Annotated in this window: 23 protein-coding genes (1 of these 23 cut by a window edge); 18 read left to right on the plus strand and 5 right to left on the minus strand. The window is 65.2% G+C overall.

Features of this window, described 5'->3' with window-relative positions:
• The first annotated feature begins 75 nt into the window (after nucleotides 1-75).
• From CK489_RS01205 to CK489_RS01230, 6 genes are all read left to right on the plus strand, one after another.
• The gene (locus tag CK489_RS01205; protein ID WP_095730999.1) at nucleotides 76-1,509 is read left to right on the plus strand and encodes a coniferyl aldehyde dehydrogenase; all 1,434 of its coding nucleotides are present in this window, start codon (nucleotides 76-78) and stop codon (nucleotides 1,507-1,509) included.
• 157 nt (nucleotides 1,510-1,666) lie between these two features.
• A complete protein-coding gene (locus CK489_RS01210) occupies nucleotides 1,667-3,274 on the plus strand; it encodes a GMC family oxidoreductase (protein WP_095731000.1) in 1,608 nt (535 codons plus the stop codon).
• Between the two features lie 292 nt (nucleotides 3,275-3,566).
• A complete protein-coding gene (locus CK489_RS01215) occupies nucleotides 3,567-4,082 on the plus strand; it encodes a CvpA family protein (RefSeq protein ID WP_095731001.1) in 516 nt (171 codons plus the stop codon).
• A gap of 134 nt (nucleotides 4,083-4,216) precedes the next feature.
• A complete protein-coding gene (locus tag CK489_RS01220; protein WP_095731002.1) occupies nucleotides 4,217-4,999 on the plus strand; it encodes an SDR family oxidoreductase in 783 nt (260 codons plus the stop codon).
• Nucleotides 4,996-5,985, plus strand: a complete 990-nt coding sequence (locus tag CK489_RS01225; RefSeq protein WP_095731003.1) for an NADPH:quinone reductase — start codon at nucleotides 4,996-4,998, stop codon at nucleotides 5,983-5,985. Before CK489_RS01220 ends, CK489_RS01225 begins: the two co-directional genes overlap by 4 nt.
• Nucleotides 5,986-6,005: 20 nt before the next feature.
• Entirely contained in the window at nucleotides 6,006-6,854 is an 849-nt protein-coding gene (locus CK489_RS01230) for an MBL fold metallo-hydrolase (protein WP_095731004.1), read from the plus strand.
• A 1-nt stretch (nucleotide 6,855) separates the two neighbouring features.
• Here the strand turns inward: CK489_RS01230 and CK489_RS01235 are convergent, their stop codons facing one another.
• Complete coding sequence (locus CK489_RS01235; RefSeq protein WP_095731005.1) at nucleotides 6,856-7,227, minus strand: hypothetical protein; 372 nt, start codon at nucleotides 7,225-7,227, stop codon at nucleotides 6,856-6,858.
• Between the two features lie 172 nt (nucleotides 7,228-7,399).
• On the opposite strand from CK489_RS01235, the gene CK489_RS01240 reads away from it, so the two are divergent.
• The 5 genes from CK489_RS01240 (at nucleotide 7,400) to CK489_RS01260 (ending at nucleotide 11,895) form a co-directional block, all read left to right on the plus strand.
• Nucleotides 7,400-8,035, plus strand: coding sequence for a TetR/AcrR family transcriptional regulator (locus tag CK489_RS01240; protein ID WP_050629518.1), 636 nt, complete (start codon nucleotides 7,400-7,402; stop codon nucleotides 8,033-8,035).
• 156 nt (nucleotides 8,036-8,191) lie between these two features.
• Nucleotides 8,192-9,034: a fumarylacetoacetate hydrolase family protein gene (locus CK489_RS01245; protein WP_095731180.1), complete on the plus strand. Its 843-nt coding sequence runs from the start codon at nucleotides 8,192-8,194 to the stop codon at nucleotides 9,032-9,034.
• A gap of 140 nt (nucleotides 9,035-9,174) precedes the next feature.
• Nucleotides 9,175-9,789 carry a glutathione S-transferase family protein gene (locus CK489_RS01250; RefSeq protein ID WP_095731181.1) on the plus strand — a complete coding sequence of 205 codons (615 nt, stop codon included), beginning with the start codon at nucleotides 9,175-9,177 and terminating at the stop codon, nucleotides 9,787-9,789.
• Between the two features lie 23 nt (nucleotides 9,790-9,812).
• Nucleotides 9,813-11,006, plus strand: a complete 1,194-nt coding sequence (locus CK489_RS01255; protein ID WP_095731006.1) for a serine hydrolase domain-containing protein — start codon at nucleotides 9,813-9,815, stop codon at nucleotides 11,004-11,006.
• 19 nt (nucleotides 11,007-11,025) lie between these two features.
• Nucleotides 11,026-11,895 carry an MBL fold metallo-hydrolase gene (locus CK489_RS01260; protein WP_095731007.1) on the plus strand — a complete coding sequence of 290 codons (870 nt, stop codon included), beginning with the start codon at nucleotides 11,026-11,028 and terminating at the stop codon, nucleotides 11,893-11,895.
• A 63-nt stretch (nucleotides 11,896-11,958) separates the two neighbouring features.
• On the opposite strand, the gene CK489_RS01265 is transcribed toward CK489_RS01260, so the two are convergent.
• Nucleotides 11,959-12,501, minus strand: a complete 543-nt coding sequence (locus tag CK489_RS01265) for a methylated-DNA--[protein]-cysteine S-methyltransferase (RefSeq protein ID WP_095731008.1) — start codon at nucleotides 12,499-12,501, stop codon at nucleotides 11,959-11,961.
• Between the two features lie 157 nt (nucleotides 12,502-12,658).
• On the opposite strand from CK489_RS01265, the gene CK489_RS01270 reads away from it, so the two are divergent.
• Nucleotides 12,659-13,468, plus strand: a complete 810-nt coding sequence (locus tag CK489_RS01270) for an alpha/beta fold hydrolase (protein ID WP_050629494.1) — start codon at nucleotides 12,659-12,661, stop codon at nucleotides 13,466-13,468.
• A 40-nt stretch (nucleotides 13,469-13,508) separates the two neighbouring features.
• On the opposite strand, the gene CK489_RS01275 is transcribed toward CK489_RS01270, so the two are convergent.
• A complete protein-coding gene (locus tag CK489_RS01275) occupies nucleotides 13,509-13,964 on the minus strand; it encodes a carboxymuconolactone decarboxylase family protein (RefSeq protein WP_095731182.1) in 456 nt (151 codons plus the stop codon).
• A 110-nt stretch (nucleotides 13,965-14,074) separates the two neighbouring features.
• Here CK489_RS01275 and CK489_RS01280 point away from each other — a divergent pair, with 110 nt between their 5' ends.
• From CK489_RS01280 to CK489_RS01300, 5 genes are all read left to right on the plus strand, one after another.
• The gene (locus tag CK489_RS01280) at nucleotides 14,075-14,941 is read left to right on the plus strand and encodes a sigma-70 family RNA polymerase sigma factor (RefSeq protein WP_095731009.1); all 867 of its coding nucleotides are present in this window, start codon (nucleotides 14,075-14,077) and stop codon (nucleotides 14,939-14,941) included.
• A gap of 54 nt (nucleotides 14,942-14,995) precedes the next feature.
• Entirely contained in the window at nucleotides 14,996-16,243 is a 1,248-nt protein-coding gene (locus CK489_RS01285) for a M20/M25/M40 family metallo-hydrolase (protein ID WP_095731010.1), read from the plus strand.
• Nucleotides 16,244-16,590: 347 nt separating this feature from the next.
• Nucleotides 16,591-17,265 carry a GntR family transcriptional regulator gene (locus CK489_RS01290; RefSeq protein WP_095731011.1) on the plus strand — a complete coding sequence of 225 codons (675 nt, stop codon included), beginning with the start codon at nucleotides 16,591-16,593 and terminating at the stop codon, nucleotides 17,263-17,265.
• Between the two features lie 56 nt (nucleotides 17,266-17,321).
• Nucleotides 17,322-18,122 (plus strand): phytanoyl-CoA dioxygenase family protein, encoded by an 801-nt coding sequence (locus CK489_RS01295; protein ID WP_050629492.1) that lies wholly within the window; start codon nucleotides 17,322-17,324, stop codon nucleotides 18,120-18,122.
• A 189-nt stretch (nucleotides 18,123-18,311) separates the two neighbouring features.
• Nucleotides 18,312-19,619, plus strand: a complete 1,308-nt coding sequence (locus CK489_RS01300; protein WP_095731012.1) for an NAD(P)H-dependent oxidoreductase — start codon at nucleotides 18,312-18,314, stop codon at nucleotides 19,617-19,619.
• Between the two features lie 79 nt (nucleotides 19,620-19,698).
• Here CK489_RS01300 and CK489_RS01305 read toward each other — a convergent pair whose 3' ends face one another.
• Nucleotides 19,699-20,784: an NAD-dependent epimerase/dehydratase family protein gene (locus CK489_RS01305; RefSeq protein WP_095731013.1), complete on the minus strand. Its 1,086-nt coding sequence runs from the start codon at nucleotides 20,782-20,784 to the stop codon at nucleotides 19,699-19,701.
• Between the two features lie 305 nt (nucleotides 20,785-21,089).
• Between CK489_RS01305 and CK489_RS01310 the strand changes: the two genes are divergently transcribed.
• Nucleotides 21,090-22,178 (plus strand): TRAP transporter substrate-binding protein, encoded by a 1,089-nt coding sequence (locus CK489_RS01310; protein WP_050629491.1) that lies wholly within the window; start codon nucleotides 21,090-21,092, stop codon nucleotides 22,176-22,178.
• Between the two features lie 85 nt (nucleotides 22,179-22,263).
• On the opposite strand, the gene CK489_RS01315 is transcribed toward CK489_RS01310, so the two are convergent.
• Nucleotides 22,264-22,692: the 3' portion of a hypothetical protein gene (locus CK489_RS01315; protein ID WP_050629514.1), read on the minus strand. It continues 204 nt past the right edge of the window; only the last 429 of its 633 coding nucleotides appear in the window; the start codon falls outside the window, past its right edge; its stop codon occupies nucleotides 22,264-22,266.

Raw genomic sequence — 22,692 nt, forward strand, 5'->3', positions numbered from 1 at the left:
GCCAGATCGCACGCAAAAGCGGAGCTTGGCGCCAACAAAATCCGTCAAGGAATCGTCATCCGAGGGGAAACGCCAATGGACCGGCCATTGAAGAGCCCGGGGCTGTACGCGCTTGAGGAGGTCTTTCACCGCCAATTCGAGCTGTCGCGCAGCGAGCCGGCGCCGACCTTGCAGGCGCGGCTGGACCGACTGCGGCGCCTGCGCGCCGCGCTGACCGAGAACGAGGCGCGATTCGAGGCCGCGATCTCGGCCGATTTCGGCCACCGCTCCACCGTCGAGACCGCGATCGCCGAGACCATGCTGGTGCTCGGCGAGATCAGGCATGCCGCCAAGCACCTCAAGGGCTGGATGGCGCCCGAGAGGATCCCGACCACGGTACAGTTCGCGCCGGCCAAGAACCGGCTGATCCCGCAACCGCTCGGCGTGGTCGGGATCATTGCACCGTGGAATTATCCGCTGCAGCTGACGCTGGCGCCCGCGGTCGCGGCGATCGCGGCCGGCAACCGCGCCATCATCAAGCCGAGCGAGCTGGTGCCGCGGTTCTCCGAATTGCTGATGGAGACGATCGCCAAGAAATTCGACACCGCCGAGCTCGCGGTCACCGATATCGACGACGACATCGCGAAGGCCTTTGCGGCGCTGCCGTTCGATCATCTGATCTTCACCGGCTCGACCCGAATCGGCCGGCTGGTCGCCGAGGCGGCCGGCCGCAACCTCACGCCGGTGACGCTCGAGCTCGGCGGCAAATCGCCCGCGATCGTCGACGGTTCCGCCGACATCGACGAGGCCGCGCAACGCATCGCCTATGGCAAGCTGCTCAATGCCGGCCAGACCTGCATCGCGCCCGACTACGTGCTGGCGCCGCAAGCCTCGGTGCAGCCGTTCGCGATCCGGTTGCAGGGCCACATGCAGCACATGTTCGGCACCGATCCCAGAAATCCCGACTACACCTCGATCGTCTCGGACCGGCACTACGCCCGGCTCGAGGCCCTCGTCGCCGACGCCGCCGCGAAGGGCGCGACCATCATGCAACCGGCAGCGTCGAACGATCCGGAGTGGAAGCAGCGGCGCAAATTCCCGCCGACCGTCATCGTCGATGCGACGCCTGAGATGACCGTGATGCAGGAGGAAATCTTCGGGCCGCTGCTGCCGGTCATCGGCACCCGTGACTCAACGGAGGCGATCGCCTTCATCAACAAGCGCGACCGCCCGCTGGCGCTGTACTGGTTCGGCACCGATCACGCCGCCCGCGACGCGGTGCTGGCGCGCACGGTGTCCGGCGGCGTCACCGTCAATGACTGCCTGTTCCATTTCGCGCAGGCCTATCAGCCGATGGGCGGCGTCGGCGCGTCCGGCACCGGCGCCTATCACGGCGAATGGGGATTCAGGACGCTCACGAAGCTGAAGCCGGTATTCTACCGCTCGCGGTTCAACAGGCTCGCCGACCTCTATCCGCCCTATGGCGCGAAGATCGCGCGGCTGGAGAAGCTGATGCGGATGTTGTCTTAGCGGCGTCATTCCGGGGCGATGCGAAGCATCGAGCCCGGAATCCATTTATCCGCATCGATGCGGCGCAATGGATTCCGGCTTCGCGCTGCGCGCGCCCTCAGGTGCGCAATTGCGCACCGGGGAATGACAACAAATAACTTGCATGGGGGAAACAAAAATGACTGACACATTCGATTTCGTGGTGGTGGGTGCCGGCTCCGGCGGCTGCGCGGTGGCGGGGCGGTTGTCGGAGGATCCGGCGACCTCGGTGGCGGTGCTCGATGCCGGCGGCAAGAACGACAATTGGGTGGTGACCACGCCCGGCGCCATCATTCTGATGCTCTCGGGCAAGATCAACAACTGGGCGTTCGACACGGTGCCGCAGAAGGGTTTGAACGGCCGCATCGGCTATCAGCCGCGCGGCAAGGGCCTCGGCGGCTCCTCGGCCATCAATGCCATGGTCTATATCCGCGGCCATCGCGCCGACTACGACCACTGGGCTTCGCTCGGCAATACCGGCTGGAGCTATGCCGACGTGCTGCCCTACTTCAAGCGTTCGGAGAACAACACCGAGCTCGACGGCGAATATCACGGCAAGGGCGGGCCGCTCAACGTCACGGGCCTGCAGTCGGACAATCCGGTCAAGGAGATGTTCCTGCAAGGCGCGCGCGAGGGTCAGTTCCGGATCCGCGACGATTTCAACGGCGCCGAGCAGGAAGGCCTCGGCATCTACCAGGTGACGCAGCGGAACGGAGAGCGCTGGAGCGCGGCGCGCGGCTACATCCATCCCCACATGGGCCGCCGGCCCAATCTGCGCATCGAGACGCAGGCGCACGCGACCTGCATCCTCTTCGAGGGCAAGCGTGCCGTCGGCGTCGAGTACATGCAGGGCAAGGAGAAGAAGGTGCTGCGCGCGCGGCGCGAGGTCATCCTCGCTGCCGGCGCGTTCCAGTCGCCGCAATTGATGATGCTGTCGGGCGTCGGCGACGCCGCAGCGCTCGGCAAGCACGGGATCGCCAGCGTGCATCAGCTGCCGGGTGTCGGACAGAACCTGCAGGATCATCCGGACTTCGTGTTCGGCTTCGCCTCCGACGCACCTTATTTCTCGGGACTGTCGTGGAGCGGGATCGGGCGGATCATCAAGGGCATCGGGCAATACCGGCGCGAGCGGCGCGGCCCGATGACCTCGAACGTCGCCGAATGCGGCGGCTTCCTGAAGACGCGGCCCGACCTCGACGTCCCCGACATTCAGCTGCATTTCTGCATGGCCATGGTGGAAGACCACGGCCGCAAGCCGCGCTGGGGCACCGGCTTCTCCTGCCATGTCTGCCTGCTGCGGCCGGCGAGCCGCGGCAGCGTGTGGCTGAACAGCGCCGATCCCATGGCAGCTCCCGCGATCGATCCGAATTTCTTTGGCGAGGACAGCGACGTCGAGACCATGGTCGCCGGCTTCAAGATGACGAAGCGGCTGCTCGACACGCCGGCGCTGCGCGCGCTGCAGCAGAAGGACATGTTCACCGCAGATGTCCGCACCGACGACGACATCCGCAGCATCCTGCGGGCGCGCTCCGACACCGTCTATCACCCGGTCGGCACCTGCAAGATGGGTACCAATGATCCGCTCGCGGTGGTCGATCCGACGCTGCGCGTGCACGGGCTCGACGGCCTGCGCGTGGTCGACGCCTCGATCATGCCGACGCTGATCGGCGGCAACACCAATGCGCCGACCATCATGATCGGCGAGAAGGCCGCCGACATGATCCGGGCGGAGATGCGCGCGGGGTGAACTTCTTTGTCATTCCCCGGTGCGCAATTGCGCACCTGAGGGCGCGCGTGAGCGCGAGCCCGGAATCCATTTCCGTTGAACCCGCAGCTCGATGGATTCCGGGCTCGCGACTTCGTCGCGCCCCGGAATGACGGCGAGCGTCGGTGAAGAGGATGATTTCTTTACCGGCATCGAATAGGCCGGACATCGACAGGTTGCCGGAAGTAGGCGCTTGATCGCTACAATTGTCCTGGATGCAAGCCGGTTTCACCAACCTGGGGACCGTAGGAGATCGGGCAGGAAATTCTCACTCATGAACCTCTTCGATGCCGCCGTGATCCTCGGCTTGCTGTTCGCGGTCGTGACCGGCTTCACGACCGGCCTGCTGCGCAGCGCGGTCACCATCCTGGCCTATCTCGTCGCGATGCCGCTCGCGGTCGCGGCGCTGGCGATGATCGGGCCCCACATCGCGACGCTGCCGTCGTCGCCGTTTCCGCCCAACGGGGTGCTCCTGTTCGGCCTGTTCCTCGTGATCGGCGTCATTCTCGGAAAGATGGCGCGGACGATGCTCGACGACACGATCGGCGCTGAGGTCGGGATCGGAGACCGCCTCGGCGGCGCGCTGCTCGGCGCGGTCAGGGTCGGCCTCGTCGTGACCACGCTGGTGCTGGTGTTCGATCAGCTGGTGCCGCTGGCGAGGCAGCCGCAGTTCCTCAACGGATCGCAATTGCGGCCGCTGTTCTCCGCGGCCGGGCAGGCCGGATTCCGCTCGCTGCCACCGGAAGCCACCATGGCGATCGAGCGGCTGCGCCGCGAGCAGCGCATCTAGTTGATCGAGACGACCCGTTGTTCCTGTCCGGCATGCACTTATGCATTGCACCTCTCTTACCGACGCCGCCGGGCTTGGCTAGAATGCCGCCATCAAACCTTTAAAAACCACCCGACCTCACAGGGAGTAAACTCGTGGATCTTGGAATCAAAGGCCGCCGCGCCATCGTCTGCGCATCGAGCAAGGGACTGGGCCGCGCCTGCGCGATCGCCCTCGCCAATGAAGGGGTACATGTCACGTTGACGGCGCGCGGCGCCGAGGCGCTGAAGCAGACCGCCGAAGAGATCCGCAAAAGCCACCCCGGCGTCACCGTGACCGAGATCGTCGGCGACATCACGACGGCGGCGGGCCGTGAAGCGGTGCTGAAAGCCTGCCCCGAGCCGGACATCCTGATCAACAATGCCGGCGGTCCGCCGCCCGGCGATTTCCGCAACTGGACCCGCGACGACTGGATCAAGGCGATCGACGCCAACATGCTGACGCCGATCGAGCTGATCAAGGCGACCGTCGACGGCATGATGGCGCGCAAGTTCGGTCGTATCGTCAACATCACCTCGGCGGCGGTGAAAGCCCCGATCGAGATCCTCGGCCTGTCCAACGGCGCCCGCGCCGGCCTCACCGGCTTCGTCGCCGGCTTGTCGCGCAAGACCGTGATCAACAACGTCACCATCAATGGCCTGCTGCCGGGCCCGTTCGACACCGACCGGCTGCGCGGCACCGCCAAGCCCGAGGCCGAGAAGCGCGGCATCTCGGCCGACCAGGTCCTGACCGAGCGCGCCAAGTTGAACCCCGCCGGCCGTTTCGGCCGTCCCGACGAATTCGGCTATGCTTGCGCTTTCCTGTGCGGCGACAAGGCCGGCTTCATCACCGGGCAGAACATCCTGCTCGATGGCGGCGCCTTCCCGGGCACGCTGTGAAGGCGGTCTGGTACGAACGGACCGGCGCGGCGCCGACGGTTCTCACCGTCGGCGAGATGCCGACGCCCGACGCTGGTCCCGGCGAGGTCCGGATTCGCCTCGAGGCCTCCGGCGTCAATCCGGCCGATGTCGGCCGCCGCAGCGGCAACTATCGCGCGATGGAGTTTCCGCGCGTGATCCCGAACAGCGATGGCGCCGGGATCATCGACCAGGTCGGTGAAGGCGTGACGCGCTTTGCCGTCGGCGATCGCGTCTGGCTGTTCAACGGCCAGCGCAACGGCCGCGCCTTCGGCACTGCCGCCGAGTACATCACGCTCGCCGACTATCTGGTGACGCCGCTGCCGCAGGACGTGTCGTTCGCGGCCGGAGCCACGCTCGGCATTCCCTGCATGACCGCATGGTGTGCGCTGTTTGCCGACGGTCCGGTCGCAGGCCAGACGGTGCTGGTCACCGGCGGCGCCGGCGCGGTCGGCCACTACGCCGTGCAACTGGCGAAGTGGGGCGGTGCGCGGGTGATTGCGACAGTCAGCTCGCAGGTCAAGGACGTCGAGGCGCGGCTTGGCGGCGCCGACATGGTCGTCAACTACCGGACCGAGGACGTGGTCGCCAAGGTCATGGCGTTCACCGAGAACCGCGGCGTCGACCGCGTGATCGACGTCGATTTCGGCGGCAACCTCGCAACCACGCTGAAGCTCATGGCGCTGAACTCGACCATCGCGGTGTACGCCACCAATGGCAACCGCACGCCCACGCTGCCGGTGCGCGAACTGATGGAGAAGTGCATCACGGTGCGCTCGCTGGTGCTGTTCGCGCTGCCGCCCCCGCTGCTCGCCGCCGCGCAGGCCGACATCACGAAATGGCTGGAATCGGGCACCCGCGTGCACAACATCGCCGGACAATTCGCACTTGCCGAGACCGCCGATGCCCACCTTGCCGTCGAGAAGGGCGACAAGATCGGCACCGTGATCGTCGACTGCGCCAGATAACAAGAACGAGGATACGCCGCATGCACTGGACCGTAGGCAAGGTCAGGATCACCAAGGTCGTCGAGCTGGAGACCGTCGGCAGCACACGCTTCATCCTGCCGCTCGCAGGCCGCGAGGAGATCCAGCGCCTGCCCTGGCTGATCCCGCATTTCGCCAATGAGGACGGCCGGCTGAAAATGTCGATCCATTCGCTGCTGGTGGAAACCCCGGAGCACCGCATCATCGTCGACACCGGGCTCGGCAACGACAAGCAGGGCCGCAACGTGCCAACCTGGAACAACCGCAGCGATCCGTTCCTGGAGACGCTGACCGCGGCTGGTTTTGCACCTGACAGCATCGACACCGTGCTGTGCACGCATCTGCATGTCGACCATGTCGGCTGGAACACGAAACTGGCCGGCGGCAAATGGGTGCCGACTTTTGCCAATGCGCGCTACGTGTTCGGCAAGACCGAGTATGAGCACTGGCGCGACCACAGCGACGATCCAGCGCATGCCGCCGTGTTCGCCGATTCCGTGAAGCCGATCGCGGATGCCGGCAACGCCGAGCTGGTGCCGAGCGACCACCGGCTGACCGAAGAGATTACGCTGATCCCGACGCCGGGACACAGCCCGGGCCACATGAGCATCCACATCAAGTCGGCCGGCGAGGAAGGGCTGCTGACCGGCGACGTCGCGCATCATCCCTGCCAGATGTATCACCTCGACTGGTCGTCGACCGCGGATTCCGACCAGAAGCAATCGGCGGCCACCCGGCGCGACTTGTTCTCGCGATTTGCCGACACGCCGACGCTGGTGATCGGCGGGCATTTCAACGCCGGCCACATCAAGCGCGACGGCGACGCGTTCAGGTTCATCGCGCTGGGGTAAGCTAGATCAAGCTGGCGCGCGCGAGGAACAGCGCGTCCGCCTCGCTGGCGGCGATCGCAGCCGGATAGGGCAACGCCTTGGCCCGTCCGGGAAGGGTGCGCTCGAGCTCGGCGCGTTCCGCATCGTCATCGGCGATATAGACGGTGACCCGGATCAGCCGGCCGAGCTCGGCCTTGCGCGCCTTCATCCACAACACCATCGGCTTGCCGGCGGCGACCTCCGGCTGATCGTTGACGTTGACGATCACGGCAAGCGGACGATCCGCAGCGAGAAGCTCGCTGTATTCCGCGGTCCAGTCGCAACCGTCCTGCTCGGTTTGCAGGCGACCGGTCGCGATGAAGATGCCGGGCTCGGCCTCGCGAAAGAACTTCATGAAGACTCCTCGTGGTACGGACGGCGCCCCGCCATGCTGATCGGGCAGCTGCCGTGGCCGGATCACAGATACGTATCGACTGACGGTCGGTCAACTCAACTAAACCATTTCAAAGGCATTCTAAATATGCGATCCAAGAATCGGATATCAGGCACGGATGGATGCTAACGGCATGATCGGGAAGCGGCAGGCGACCAGGCGCGACACATCGCGGCACTGGCGGCGGACTCAACCCGCCGAGGTCAGGGTGGACGAGCTGATGTCGGCGGCAGCGGCGCTCTTCATCTCAAGAGGCATCGAGACCACCACGATCGACGACATCGTCGCCCGGGCCGGCGTCGCGAAGGGCACCTTCTACCATTACTTCTCGACCAAGGCGGACGTGATCCTCGCCTTGCGCGCACGCTTCACGCAGGACTTCCTGTCCCGTGTCGCGGCTGCGATCGGCGCGTGCGCTCCGGACGATCACGCCGGACGGCTGTCGGCCTGGCTACGCGGCGCCGTCGGAACCTATCTTGCCAATGTCGAACTGCATGACGTCGTGTTTCACGACTTCCCGCATCATCAGCGCCAATCGCAGGAAAAGGACGATGTGATCGCCCAGATCGTCGCCGTGCTGGAGGACGGCCGGAAGGCCGGCGTCTGGACGTTCCCGGACGCCCGCAGTGCCGCGCTGATCGTGTTCGACGGAATGCATGCGGTGGCGGACGATGCCATCATCGCGGGCATGCGCGATCCCGAGCCGCCGTGCCGGCTGCTGGAAGAGATGTTCACGCGGATGCTGGCCGTGCCGCGCCCGCGATCATGACCGCTATTTGAAAGAGCAGCTCAAAACCGCCACGTCGGAAGGTGATGGCTGCAATGTCGTGACCGCGAAGCGGTTGAATTTCCGCCCGCGCTGTTCCATGAAGCATGTCGAGGTATACCAGTAACAATCCTCAAGACACCGTAGGGAGTGATCAACATGAAGCTTGTTCGTTATGGCGAAAAGGGTGCGGAAAAGCCCGGTCTGATCGATAAATCCGGCCAGCTCCGCGACCTCTCGGCCCATGTGAAGGACCTGACCGGCGAAGCCTACGCGCCGGAATCGCTGAAGAAGCTTTCTGCCCTCGATCCCGCCTCCCTGCCCGCCGTTTCCGGCAAGCCGCGCTTCGGCGCCCCCGTCACCGGCATCTCGAAGTTCGTCGCGATCGGCCTCAATTATTCCGACCACGCCAAGGAAACCGGGGCGGCGATCCCGACCGAACCGATCATCTTCATGAAGGCGAACACCTCGCTGTCCGGCCCGAACGATGCAGTCGAGAAGCCGCGCGGCTCGACCAAGCTGGACTGGGAAGTCGAGATCGCCGCGATCATCGGCACCCGCGCCAAGTACGTCTCGGAAGCCGACGCGCTCAACTACGTCGCCGGCTATTGCGTCTGCAACGACGTCTCCGAGCGCAACTTCCAGACCGAGCGGCTCGGACAATGGACCAAGGGCAAGTCGCACGACACGTTCGGTCCGGTCGGCCCGTGGCTTGCCACCAAGGACGAAATCGCCGACGTGCAGAACCTGTCGATGTGGCTCGACGTCAACGGCCAGCGCCGCCAGACCGGCTCGACCAAGACCATGATCTTCACGATGGCGAAGTGCATTTCCTACGTCTCGCAGTTCATGACGCTGCTGCCCGGCGACATCATCACCACAGGCACCCCGCCCGGCGTCGGCCTCGGCATGAAGCCGCCGACCTTCCTCAATGTCGGCGACGTCGTGACGCTCGGCATCGAAGGCCTCGGCGAGCAGCGCCAGGAAATCGTCGCGGCTTGAGGTCCGGCGCCGGACACCGGCGCGACCACGTCATTGCAAGCGAAGCGAAGCAATCCATCTATCCAACCATGCTGGATGAATGGATTGCTTCGCTCCTCGCAATGACGCTCCAATACGATAGCTCTACCGAGGAGCCACCAATGAAACTCACCTTCTCTCCCGCCTCCCCGTTCGCCCGCAAGGTGCGCATCGCGGCGATCGAGCTCGGCCTGATCGACAAGATCGAGTTCGTGCCGGCCACCGTCGCACCGGGCACGGCCAACGACGAATATTCCAGGATCTCGCCGCTGAAGAAGCTGCCGGTGTTGATCCTCGACCATGGCGACGTGATTTTGGATTCCTACGTCATCGTCGAATATCTCAACGAGATCGGCGGCGGCCGGCTGATCCCGGGCTACGGCACGCGGCGCTGGAAGCTGAAGACCGATCATTCGCTGCTCAACGGCATGCTCGATTCCATGCTGCTTTGCCGCTACGAGAAGATGGTGCGGCCGCAGGGCTCGCTGTGGCAGGCCTGGTACGACGATCATTGGAACAGGGCCTGGGCCGGCATGGCGCGGTTCGAGAACCGGCCGGACGTGCTGGACGGCTCGTCGTTCGACATCGCGCAAATCGGCCTGGTCTGTGTGCTCGGCTACGCCGATTTCCGGTTCGCCGATTGCGGCTGGCGCAAGGCCTATCCGAAGCTCGACGCCTTCTACCAGCGCATGCAGGAACGGCCGTCGGTGAAGATCTCGGCCCCGCCAGCGGCGTAGCGGAGCAAGGCGGGAGGATGACGATGCCCCATCGCCTCCCCCGCCTCCTGCTTCTCGGCGCGAGCCTCGTGCTCGCGTTGACGGCCTCGATCACCACGCTGAGGGCCGACGACATGAAAACCGGACAGAACGACCAGCCCTGCGGATCGCCGGCCGCGCTCGACGATGGCTGGACGATCGCGTCACCCGACAGCGTCGGCATGGATGGCGAGCGGCTGTGCGGCATCGCCGCGCGGCTCGGCTTGCGCAGCAGCGAGATTCACTCCGTCGTCGTGGCACGTCACGGCAGGCTGGTGTTCGAGCAGTATTTCGCCGGCATCGACCAGCCGTGGGGCTATCCGGAGGGCCGCACCGAATTCACGGCGACGACCAGGCACGACATGCGTTCGGCATCGAAGAGCGTGACGTCGCTGCTGGTCGGCATCGCCATCGACCGCAAGCTGATCGCCGGCGTCGACGAACCCGTGGTGAAGTTCTTTCCCGAGCACCGATCGGTGAAATCAGCGGGATGGGACGCGATCACGCTGCGCCATCTCTTGACGATGTCGTCGGGCATTCAATGGGACGAAGCGCTGCCCTGGACCGATCCGCACAATGACGAGCCGCATCTCGCCTTCGATGCCGATCCGATCGGCTATGTCCTGGCCAAACCGATCGTAGCACCGCCGGACACGCTGTGGACCTACAATGGCGGCGGCACGGATTTGCTCGGCAACATCATCGAGCAGGTCTCCGGCAAGCCGCTCGAAGCCTTCGCGCGGGAGACGCTGTTCCAGCCGCTCGGCATCACCGATCTCGAGTGGAAGGCCTATCCGAAGAACAGCAAGATTGCCGCCGCTGCCGGCCTCCGGCTTCGTCCGCGCGATGCCGCCAAGATCGGCCAGCTCGTGCTCGACCACGGGCGGTGGAAGGAGCAGCAGATCGTGCCGGCCGACTGGATCGCGCAATCGACCGTGCCGCGCTTCCAGGCCGTCGGCTATTTCGGCGGCACGCTGTTCTACGGCTATCAGTGGTGGATGGGTCGCTCGCTGTCCAACGGCAAGGAAGTGAAATGGGTCGGCGCCTTCGGCTGGGGCGGTCAACGCATCATCGTCGTGCCCGATCTCGATCTTGTGATGATGACGACGGCAGCCCAGTACGGCCAGCCCAAGGAGGGGCTTGCGGCGATGGATATCCTCGCCAACATCATCATTCCCGCCGTGCGCGACGCGCACTGATCTCTCAAGGAAATCACCCATGAGCCTGAAATTTGCCGCCGGCGATCTCACCATTCATCGCATCGTGGAGGAGGAAGGCAAGTTCCTGCCCGCGCACGACATGCTGCCTGGCTTGACACCCGAAGTGCTCGCCGAGAACCGCGGCTGGATGAAGGCCGCCGGCGCGCTCGACGACAGCGACACGCTGATCCTGGCGTTCCAGTCCTACATCGTGAAGACGCCGCACCACACCATCCTGATCGACAGCTGCATCGGCAATCACAAGCCGCGGCCGGGGCGGCCGAGCTGGAATATGAAAACCGACGACAGCTATCTGCGCGGCCTCGCGTCGGCGGGCTTCTCGGTCGGTGACATCGACTATGTGATGTGCACGCATCTGCATGTCGACCATGTCGGCTGGAATACGCGGCTCGAGAACGGCCGCTGGGTCCCGACCTTCCCGAACGCGCGCTACGTGTTCGACAAGACCGAGTTCGACTACTGGACCGAGACCAATGCCAAGGCGGAGGTCCCGCCGTTCGTCGACAGCGTGCTGCCGGTGGTCGAAGCCAAGCGGGCCGAGCTCGTCGGCAATGATTTCGCGATCGGCGATCACATGCGCATCCTGCCGACACCCGGCCATACCCCGGGCCATCTCGCCTTCACCTTCGGCCGCGGCAAGGATGATGCGGTGTTCGCTGGCGATTTGATGCACTCGCCGATCCAGACGCTTTATCCGGAACTGTCGCCGAAGTTCGATGTCGACCCGGCGCAGGCCGCGAAGACGCGCCGCGGTTTCCTGGAGCGCTATTGCGACACCGACACGCTGTGCTGCCCCGCGCACTTCCCCTCGCCGTCGGTCGGCAAGATCCGGCGGAAGGGCAACGGGTTCGTGTGCGAGACGGCGTGAGGCGCGCTGAATTCGCGGCGAGCGCGCTGCCACCCTCCCCTTCCAGGGGAGGGTGATTCTTCCTCAATCAAACAAGCTCGGCGTGTGGTTCACCACCGCGCCTTCGATCTGCAGCATCTTCAGCTTGGTGACCACGCCGCCATTGGCCGAGAAGCCGCCCGGCTTGTTGCCCGCCGCCAGCACCCGGTGGCAGGGCACCACGATCGGGCATGGGTTGCGGCCGAGCGCCTGGCCGACGTCGCGCGACAGCTCGACGCCGCCGAGCTGCTTGGCGATGTCGCCATAGGTCATGGTCTTGCCCGGTGGAATCCGGCGCGCGATGTCGTAGACGCCGCGGTTGAACTCCGGCACGCCATCGAGGTCGAGCACGATGTCGGCGAGGTCGTTCGCCTTGCCGGCGAGCAGCTCGATCATGCCGTCGATCGCGTGCTGCACCTCGGCCGGCGGGGCCGCCTCGGTGACGTCGCCATTGCGCTGGAAAATCCGCTTGCGGGTCTTCTCTTCGTTGCCCATCGGCAGCTGCACGCCGGTAACGCCGTGCTCGCCCCAGACGACGCCGCAGGCGCCGATCATGGTGTCGAAGATTGCAAAATGCTGGCCGGTCATGGCTCGCTCCAGATGTTCCCTGATATCATTCCTTCAGCTCACGCGTGAGCCTGCTGTTGATCTGAAATCTAGGCTTGGAGAATGTTGCTATCCACCCGAATTCCGTGGGAACTTGGGTCAAATCAACAACATCTCCTGCCCTCCGCGAGCCCTCAAAATGCACAGCCTCCGCGTCAACGGTTTCGACATGCCCTATCTCGATATCGGAGCTGGGCCGCCGCTGGTCTGCGTGCATGGTTCGCTGTGCGATTTCCGGATCTGGTCGGCGGTGCTCGGCCCGCTGACCCGCCACCATCGCGTGATCGCGGTCAGCCTGCGGCATTTTTTCCCGGCGCATTGGGACGGTGTCGGCGACACCTATTCGATCGCGCAGCATGTCGACGACGTCGTCGCCTTCATCGAGGCCTTCGATACCAAACCAGTCGACCTGATGGGGCATTCCCGCGGCGGGCACATCTGCTTCCGCGCTGCGCAGCGGCGGCCGGACCTGCTGCGCAAGCTGATCCTGGCCGAGCCCGGCGGCGAACTCGATGAAACCCTTGATCCCGACTTCAAGCCGGGCCCCTCGCCGCTGGCAGCACGCTTCGCGGCATGTGCGGCCGAAATCGCCAAGGGCGATATCGACGGCGGATTGCAGATCTTCATGGACGCGCTCGAAGGCCCCGGCGCCTGGAAACGGATTCCGGCGACCTCCAAGCAGCTGTTGCGCGACAATGCGACGACGCTGATCGGCCAGACCCGCGACCAGCGACCGCCGTTCTCGAAGGCCGACGCAGAGGCGATCAAGACACCGACGCTGTTCATCGGCGGCGCCAACACCAAGGGCGTGCTGCCGAAGGTGCTGCACGCCCTCGCCGCCAACGTGCAGGGTTCGCGCACCGAGATGATCCCCGGCACCACGCATCCGATGTTCGAGCAGGCCCCGCAGCGCTACTGCGAGATCGTGCTGGAGTTCTTGGCAAGCTGAGGCGGTGCACCTCTCCCCGCTGGCGTGGAGAGGGAGAAGATCACACCTTCCACGAACCAACGGGCTGGCGCACGGCGACATTCAGCCGGTTCCAGACGTTGATCGCCGCGATGCCGAGCACCAGCGATGCCAGCTGCTGCTCGTCGAAGTGCTTGGCGGCCTCGTCCCACACCGCGTCCGTCACCGGATCCTCGCGGTCGCTGAGCCGGGTCACCGCTTCCGTCAGCGCCAGCGCCGCGCGCTCAGCGTCCGTAAAATAGGGCGTGTCGCGCCAGGCGCCGACCGCGAACAGCCGCTCGTCGGTCTCGCCGGCGCGGCGGGCGAGCTTCGGGTGCATGTCGACGCAGACGCTGCAGCCATTGATCTGGCTGGCGCGCAGATGGACCAGTTCGAGCAGCTTTTCCGGCAGCGCCGGCTTGGTGCTCTCGCTGAGCGCCTGCAGCGCCTTCATGGCTTCGGGAACAACCATCACCGGGTGGTTCATGCGGGCTTTCATCATATCGCTCTCCTGATTTGCCTTTTGACGCCGCCGTGCCGATCTGCTGTCACATCGGCCCAATTTCGTTCGTCATGGCCATGACGGAGCGGACCAAGGGAATGTGACCGATGGACGAGAAGAAATTTCTGGCGGAGCAGTTCGAGGCCAACCGGCCGCGGTTGCGGGCGGTGGCCTACCGCATGCTGGGCTCGACCGCGGAGGTCGACGACGCCGTGCAGGAAGCCTGGCTGCGGCTTGGCCGTACCGACGCTGCCGCGGTCGACAATCTCGGGGGATGGCTGACCACGGTGATCGCGCGGATCTGCCTCGACATGCTCCGCGCGCGCAAATCGCGCCGCGAGGAGCCGATCGGTCCGCACGTGCCCGAACCGGTTGCGGATAATCCGTCCGAGCGCGAGACCGAAATGGCCGACTCCGTCGGCGCGGCGCTGCTGGTGGTGCTGGAGATGCTGGCGCCGGCCGAGCGGCTGGCGTTCGTATTGCACGACATGTTTGCGGTGCCGTTCGAGGAGATCGCGCCGATCGTCGGACGCACGCCGGCCGCCGCGCGGCAGCTCGCCAGCCGTGCGCGGCGTCGCGTGCAGGGCGCGCCGCCCGCGCCGGATGCCGATCTCGGCCGGCAACGCGGCATCGTCGAGGCCTTCCTCGCGGCATCCCGCAACGGCGATTTCGAAGGGTTGCTCGCGGTGCTCGCGCCCGACGTCGTGGTGCGCGCCGATCAGGCGGCGCAGCGGCTCGGCTCGCTGCCGGTGATCCGCGGCGCCACGGCTGTCGCCCAGAGCTTCAAGGGACGCGCGCAGGCGGCGCGGCCGGCGCTGGTCGACGGCGAGATCGGCGTCGCCGTCATCTTCGGTGGCAAGCTGCGCGTCGTGCTGCGGGTCACGATTTCAGGCGACAGGATCGCGGAGATCGATGCGACCGCCGAACCCGCGCAGATCGAAACATTGGATGTCGAGGTGCTCGATCGTACCTGACGCGGCCAGGTCGCGATGTTAGTGTCTCCCTGCGCTCGTGCAGGGAGGACAATCATGAAACTATCGATCAAATTGCTCGCGTCGGCCGGCCTGCTCGCCCTCGCCTCGTCCTCCGCCCTTGCTGCGGATGAAAAGCTGCGCGCGGCCGCCGAGCAGGCCCAGCCCGCCGTGATCGAAAGCCTGCACGACATGGTGCTGATCGAGTCGGGCTCCGGTGATGTCGAAGGCCTGAAGAAGATGGCCGACTACACCGAAGCGCGGCTCAAGGCGCTCGGCGCCAAGACCGAACGGCGCAAGACCACCAAGGGCGCCGGCGCCGACATGGTGATCGGCACCTTCGAAGGTACCGGCAGCAAGAAGCTGATGCTGATCGCGCATATGGACACCGTCTACGAGCACGGCATCCTCGACAGCCAGCCCTACAAGGTCGACGGCAACAGGATCTACGGACCCGGCATTGCCGACGACAAGGGCGGCATCGCCGTCATCCTGCATTCCCTGAAGATCCTGAACGATGCGGGCTGGCGCGACTATGCCAGACTCACGGTGTCGTTCAATCCGGACGAGGAGGTCGGCTCGATCGGCTCCGGCGAGATCATCGCCGAGTTCGCCGACCAGCACGACGTGGTGTTGTCGTGTGAACCGACGGTCGCGCCGCCGGTGGCCAAGAATGAAAGCCTGCTGCTCGGCGCCAGCGGCACCGCGACCGGCACGCTCGATGTGAAGGGCAAGGCCTCGCATGCCGGCGCGGCGCCGCAGCTCGGCCGCAACGCGCTGATCGAGCTCGCGCATCAATTGCTGCAGACCCAGGACGTCGCGAAATCGATTCCGGGCACGCAGCTGAACTGGACCACCGCGAAGGCCGGCACCGTGCGCAACCAGATTCCCGATCATGCCTCTGCCGGCGCCGACATCCGCCTCACCATTCCGGACGGCGTGCAAAAGCTGCAGGCCGCGCTGGACGAGAAGGTGAAGAACAGACTGATCGCGGATACCGAGGTGAGCGTGAAGGTGGTCGCAGGCCGCCCGCCCTTCGTCGCCAATGATCGCGGCCGCGCACTCGCCAAGCAGGGACAGGCGATCTATGCCGAGCTCGACCGCACGCTTGACATCGCGGAGATGACCGGCGGTGCCACCGACGCCGGCTACGCCGCGCGCAGCGGCAAGGCGGTCGTGGTCGAAAGCTTCGGGCTCGCCGGCTGGGGCTATCACGCGCGCGACGAATACATCGACACCAATTCGATCGTGCCGCGGCTCTATCTGATGACGCGGATGCTGATGGAGCTGGGCAAGGCGAAGTAGCGCAACGGCATCGCGTTGATACAGCAGCGCCAATCTTTCGCGCCGGCAGCCGGGCCCCCGCCCCGACTGTCACGTGCAGGGAAGACCCGTTGCCAAAAAATATCGAAAACAACCCCATGCAAAGGAGCCGGTAGCCAGCGTTCGACCAGGCTGCTTGACGGCTTGCTGCGCGATTGAGGCTGGCTGATCAGCGCAACCGACGCGAACGCCGGACGGTTCACCCTTCAGAAAAACTTCGATCTACCAAACGCTTAGCCCCGCCGTAAATTGGAGTCTTGACCGCTCGCACAACCGGCAGTAGCCTCTCTTCGAATACGGAATTCCGTATTCCAAATTGGACAGTCGGCATGATCCCGTTGGATCCGCTTCCGAACCTCATCGACCAGGTCTACGGGCGGCTGCTCGAGGCGATCATCGACCGCTCGCTGCTGCCCGGCCAGCGCATCACCCAGAACGAGCTTGCCGAAAAACTCGGCGTCTCGCGCCAGCCGATCTCGCACGCGCTGCACCTGCTGCATCGCCAGGGTCTCGTCGCGGAAAGCGGCAAGCGCGGCTTCGAGGTGACGCAGCTCGATCCGCAGCGCATCCGCGAGCTCTATGAGGTCCGCGGCGCGATCGACGCGCTGGCGGCCCGGCTTGCCGCGAGGCGCGCAAGAGAGGATGCCCCGGCACGCGCGCAGCTCGAGGCCGCGCTCGAAGCCGGACGCGCGATCGACGACCACGCGCCGCTGGCGCGGCTGATCGCGCTCGACGTCGACTTCCACAGCGCGATCTACCGGCTCGCCGGCAATTCCGCGATCGAGGAAATGATCACGCCGCAATGGCCGCACATGCGCCGCTCGATGGCGACCGTACTCGCCGAGCTCGATTACCGCGACAGCGCCTGGACCGAACACGAGACCATCGCCGCGCATATCTTCTCCGGCAATGCCGCCGCCGCGGAGGCTGCCGCGCTGGCGCATGCGCAGACGGCTGGACGGATGACCGAAGAGAGATTGAGAGCGACCGACGTAGCGGCGTGAACGGAAACCTGACGGCGCCGCAAGAACGAAGACCAATAATCAAGGGAGGAAGCACCATGAAACTGACCCAAGAGCAGGTCGAATTTTTCCATCGCGAAGGCTGGCTGTTCCTGCCTGAGTTGTTCAGCCAGGAAGAAGTCGATTTCCTCGCCCGCGAGGCGATCTCGATCTATGACGCCAACCGCCCCGAGGTGTGGCGCGAGAAGAGCGGCGCGCCGCGCACCGCATTCGCCGCGCATCTCTACAACGAGGCGTTCGGCGTCCTCGGCGCGCACCCGCGCATGATCGACCCGATCGAGCAGCTGTTCGGTGAGAAGGTCTACATGCATCAGTTCAAGATCAACGCGAAGGCGGCCTTCACCGGCGACGTCTGGCAGTGGCACCAGGATTACGGCACCTGGAAGCGCGACGACGGCATGCCGGAGCCGCGCGCGATGAACATCGCGATCTTCCTCGACGAGGTGATGCCGATCAACGGCCCCCTGATGCTGGTGCCGCAGAGCCAGACCGCGGGCGACCTCAAGGCCTCGCATGACCTCGAAACCACCTCCTACCCGCTGTGGACGCTGGACGAGGAGACGGTGACCCGCCTGGTCAAGCAGGGCGGCATCGTCGCGCCGACCGGCAAGCCCGGCGGCATGCTGATGTTCCACGGCAATCTGGTGCACGGATCGAGCGGCAACATCACGCCCTACCCGCGCAAGATCGTCTATCTGACGCTGAACGCGGTCTCGAACTACATCCGCACCCCGACGCGGCCCGACTACATCGCACACCGCGACTTCACGCCGATCCAGACGGTCGCCGACGACGCGCTGCTGCGGCTGGCCCGTGCGCCGCGGCAGGCGGCGGAGTAAAGTCCCAGACGCCGTCATTCCGGGGCGACGCGCAAGCGTCGAGCCCGGAATCCATCTGGCACGTTTCGTAGTACGATGGATTCTCAGATGTGCAATTGCACATCCTAGCTCGCGACTTCGTCGCGCCCCGGAATGACAACTTCTTCCTTGTCGCGCGCCCTGCGCGACTGCACCATCGGTAACCAGCACATGAACCTGCATCACCTCCTCAAAACCCGCGCCGCCGCCGGCAAGCCGGTGCGCGTCGTCCTGATCGGCGCCGGAAAGTTCGGCTCGATGTTTCTGTCGCAGGTGCCGCACACGCCGGGGCTTGAGGTGCCCGTGATCGTCGATCTCGACCGCGAGCGCGCCCGCGAGGCCTGCCGGACGGTCGGCTGGGACGACGCGCGGATCGATGCAACCACCTTCACCGACGACGGCGCGCGGGCGATCGCCGGCGGCGCATTCGACGTCGTCGTCGAAGCGACCGGCAATCCCGCGGTCGGCATTCGCCATGCCCGCGCAGCCATCGCGGCCGGCAAGCATGTCGTGATGGTCAATGTCGAAGCCGACGTGCTGGCCGGCCCGCTGCTCGCCGAAGAGGCGCGCAAGGCCGGCGTGGTCTATTCGCTCGCCTATGGCGATCAGCCCGCATTGACCGCGGAGATGGTCGACTGGGCGCGCGCCACCGGCTTTCGCGTCGTCGCCGCCGGCAAAGGCACCAAATACCTGCCGGCCTATCACGACGTGACGCCGGAAGGCGTGTGGCAGCATTACGGGCTCACCGCGGGCGAAGCGCAATCCGCCGGCATGAATCCGCAGATGTTCAACTCCTTCCTCGATGGCACCAAATCCGCGATCGAGATGGCGGCGATCGCCAATGCCTGCACGCTCGACGTGCCGTCGGAGGGCCTGCTGTTTCCACCCTGCGGCGTCGACGATTTGCCGCATGTGATGCGCCCGCGCGACAAAGGCGGCGTGTTGGAGAAATCCGGCATCGTCGAGGTGGTGTCGTCGCTGGAGCGCGACGGCCGTCCGGTATTCCGCGATCTGCGCTGGGGCGTCTATGTGGTGCTGGAGGCACCGAACGACTATGCCGCCGATTGCTTCAAGCAGTATGGCCTCAAGACCGATTCATCCGGCCGCTATGCGGCGATGTACAAGCCGTATCATCTGATCGGGCTCGAGCTGAATATTTCGGTACTGTCGGCGGCGCTGCGCAACGAGCCGACCGGGCAGCCGCGCGGCTTCCGCGGCGACGTCGCTTCGGTGGCGAAACGCAATCTGCGCGCCGGCGAGATGCTGGACGGCGAAGGCGGCTACACGGTGTGGGGCAAACTGATGCCGGCGTCCGCCAGCCTCGCCACCGGGGCACTGCCGATCGGACTCGCGCATCGGGTCAAGCTGAAGAACGACGTTGCCCACGGCGCCGTGGTGCGCTGGAGCGACGTCGAGGTCGACGAGCGCAACGACACGATCAAGACCCGCAAGGCGATGGAGCAGGCGTTTTCGCGCTAGCGCTCAGCTCACAGCGCTGCGGCTTCTCCGCCTCTCCCCGCAAGAGCGGGGCGAGGGAGACGAGAGAGCGCGCCGGCAACTACGGCAATAGCCGGCCGGCCTTCGCCAGCCTGAACCACTTCCGGAACATCACCTCGGTATCCATCATCTCGGTGAAGCCGGCCTGGTTGATTTTGACCGTCGACACGATCGACGGCGGACCGGATTCGGTCTGCCCATAGCGCATGCTGTAATCGGCATACTGGAACGACAGGCCGACGAACTCTTCCAGACCCGGCGCGATCAGATCGTGCTTCCTGCGCAGTTCGTCCCACAGCGGGATCCATTTCGGATACTCCTGTGCCAGCGACAGCGGTACGTGCGTGCCCGGCGCCATTTCGAGCGCATCTGATACCGCCGGCCAGATATTCTCCCAGGTGAAGACATCGCCATTGGTGACATTGAAGGCTTCGTTGCGCGCGGTCTCGGCCTCGCCCGACCAGGCGATCGCGCGCGCCAGGAGATCGACGTCGACCGCCTGCGCGACGCGCGGCGCGCCGCCGGGATAATCGAGCGGCCTGCCCTGCGCGCGCAGCACCGCCGCATAGACGCCGAGCGGCGGGATCAGGTCCATCGCCCCGCCCATGGCTTCGCCGATGATCAGCACCGGACGCAGGATGCTCCAGTGCCAGCTCTTGCCGCGCTGCAATTCGCGCAGGAAGTTCTCCTGCGCCCAATAGAAATTCGGCTGCTCGTACATTTCCGAGCGGCCCTCGCGCGCCGGCACCGTGAGCGGCCGGACATGCACACCATAGGCCTTGGTGCCCTGCAGCAGCGCAACATGCCTGAGATCAGGCGCTGCGGGTTCGAGCACGCCCATCAAATTGCGCAGCATCCGGTCGTTGGTTTCGATCTGCCCGGCGTCACGCCAGCCATCGACCAGGCTCGGCGCCTCATAGAGCGCGGCATAGATCAGATGGGTTGCACCGCCGAACTCGGCCGCGGCGCGGCGGCAATCCTCAGCGCTGGTGAGATCGATCGGCACGTGCCGCGCGCCGTAGAGATCGCGTGGTTTGCGGCGCGACAGCGCGATGCGCTCGCAATCGTCGGATGCGCCGAAGTGTCGCAAGGCGGCGCTGCCGACCAAGCCGGTCGCGCCGGCGACCACGACTTTCTTGTTGGCCATGTCCTTGAACTCCCATCAACTCGCTGCCTGCGTAGCAGATCGCGACAGGCCCCGCAGCCCGTCGCGCGGGTATCGGATGAGACCCACAGCGACGACTTTCCTTCGCAGCTGCAACCAAGGCCGGCGCTTGATTTCCGCCGGCAAACCATCATCCTGAGCGATGGAACCGGACGAAACGGATTTCCACACAAGAGCCCGTCGAGGGCCACCGGACACATCATCACAGCAACGTCGATCGATCGGCGAAGAAAGACGGCACCAAGATCGTTCCCTTGTCGAGGCATCGGCACACAGGAGGGCTACGCATGAAGCGTCGTGATTTCTTGAAAGCAGGAGGCGTCGGGCTCGCGGCGACGGCAGTCGCTGCACCCGCGGTCGCGCAATCGATGCCCGAGGTCAGATGGCGGCTGGCGGCAAGCTGGCCGAAGGCGCTCGATACGCTCTATGGCGGCTGCGAATTCTTCTGCAAGCGCGTCGCCGAAATCACCGACAACCGATTCCAGATCCAGTCGTTCGCTGCCGGCGAGATCGTGCCCGGCCTGCAGGTGCTCGACGCCGTCTCCAACGGCACGGTCGAGATGGGCAACACCGCGCTGTATTATTACTGGGGCAAGAATCCCGCTTTCACCTTCGGCACGTCGCTGCCATTCGGCCTCAACACGCGCCAGCATATTTCCTGGCTGCAATGGGGCGGCGGCAGCGAGCTGCTCAACAATCTGCTCAGCGAATACAACTGCGTCGGCATTCCGACCGGCTCGACCGGCGCCCAGATGGGCGGCTGGTTCCGGAAGGAGATCAAGTCGATGGCGGACTTGCAGGGGCTGAAATTCCGCGTCGGCGGCTTCGCCGGCACCATCATCGCCAAGGTCGGCGGCGTGCCGCAGCAGATCGCGGGCGGCGATATCTATCCGGCGCTGGAGAAAGGCACCATCGACGCCGCCGAATGGGTTGGCCCCTATGACGACGAGAAGCTCGGCTTCGTCAAGGTCGCGAAATTCTACTATTACCCCGGCTGGTGGGAAGGCACCGGCCAGGGCCACAATGTGATGAACAAGGAAAAGTGGAACGCGCTGCCGAAGCATTATCAGGCCGCAATCCAGGCCGCGTCCGAGGACACCTTCACCTGGGTCACCGGCAAATATGATGCGGTCAATCCGCCGGCGCTGAAACGCCTGATCGTGGCCGGCGCGCAGCTGCGGCCGTTCCCGCAGGAAGTGCTGGAGGCCTGCTACAACGCAGCCAACGAGATCTACGCCGATCTCGCCAAGAGCAATCCGCATTTCGGCAAGATGTATGCGAGCCTGTCCGCCTATCGCAACGAATCGCTGGCCTGGATGCAGGTCGCCGAGCTCTCGTTCGACAGCTTCATGATGCGGATGCGCACCCGGACCTGAACCAAGCGCGGTGTCGGGACAATAAAAAAGCCCCGGAGAAATTCTCCGGGGCTCAATTTGATTCGGGTTCGATTCGGATGGCGGCTCAGTTGTCGTCGCTGCCGCCGAACTCTTCCATCAGCTTGTCGTAGCTCTTGGTCACGATATCGATGTTGCCCTTGTTCTCGACCGCGGGCGGCGGCGATTTCAGGGCTTCGTTGAGGTCGGCAAGCGCGTCCTTCTTGTCCTTGGCCGACATCTTCTTGTCGGCCTGGACCTGGGCGATCTGCGCCTTCAGCACCGCCTCGGGACCGACATATTTCTTGGTCTGCGGATCGAAGCCGCCGAGCACCAGCGAGATGTTGTCGACCACGCTGTTGTACTCGTCATAGCTGGCAAAACCGTTCTTCTTGGCGATGGCCTCGAGCTGGGCGACGACCTTCGGATCCGGCTTGGCGTCCTGGGACAGCTTGGCGGTGATCGGATCCATTTCCTTCGCCGCGGCGATCGCGCCGTCGACCTGCTTGTCGGTGAG

The organism is Bradyrhizobium sp. UFLA03-84, assembly GCF_002289535.1.
Classification (GTDB): domain Bacteria; phylum Pseudomonadota; class Alphaproteobacteria; order Rhizobiales; family Xanthobacteraceae; genus Bradyrhizobium; species Bradyrhizobium viridifuturi.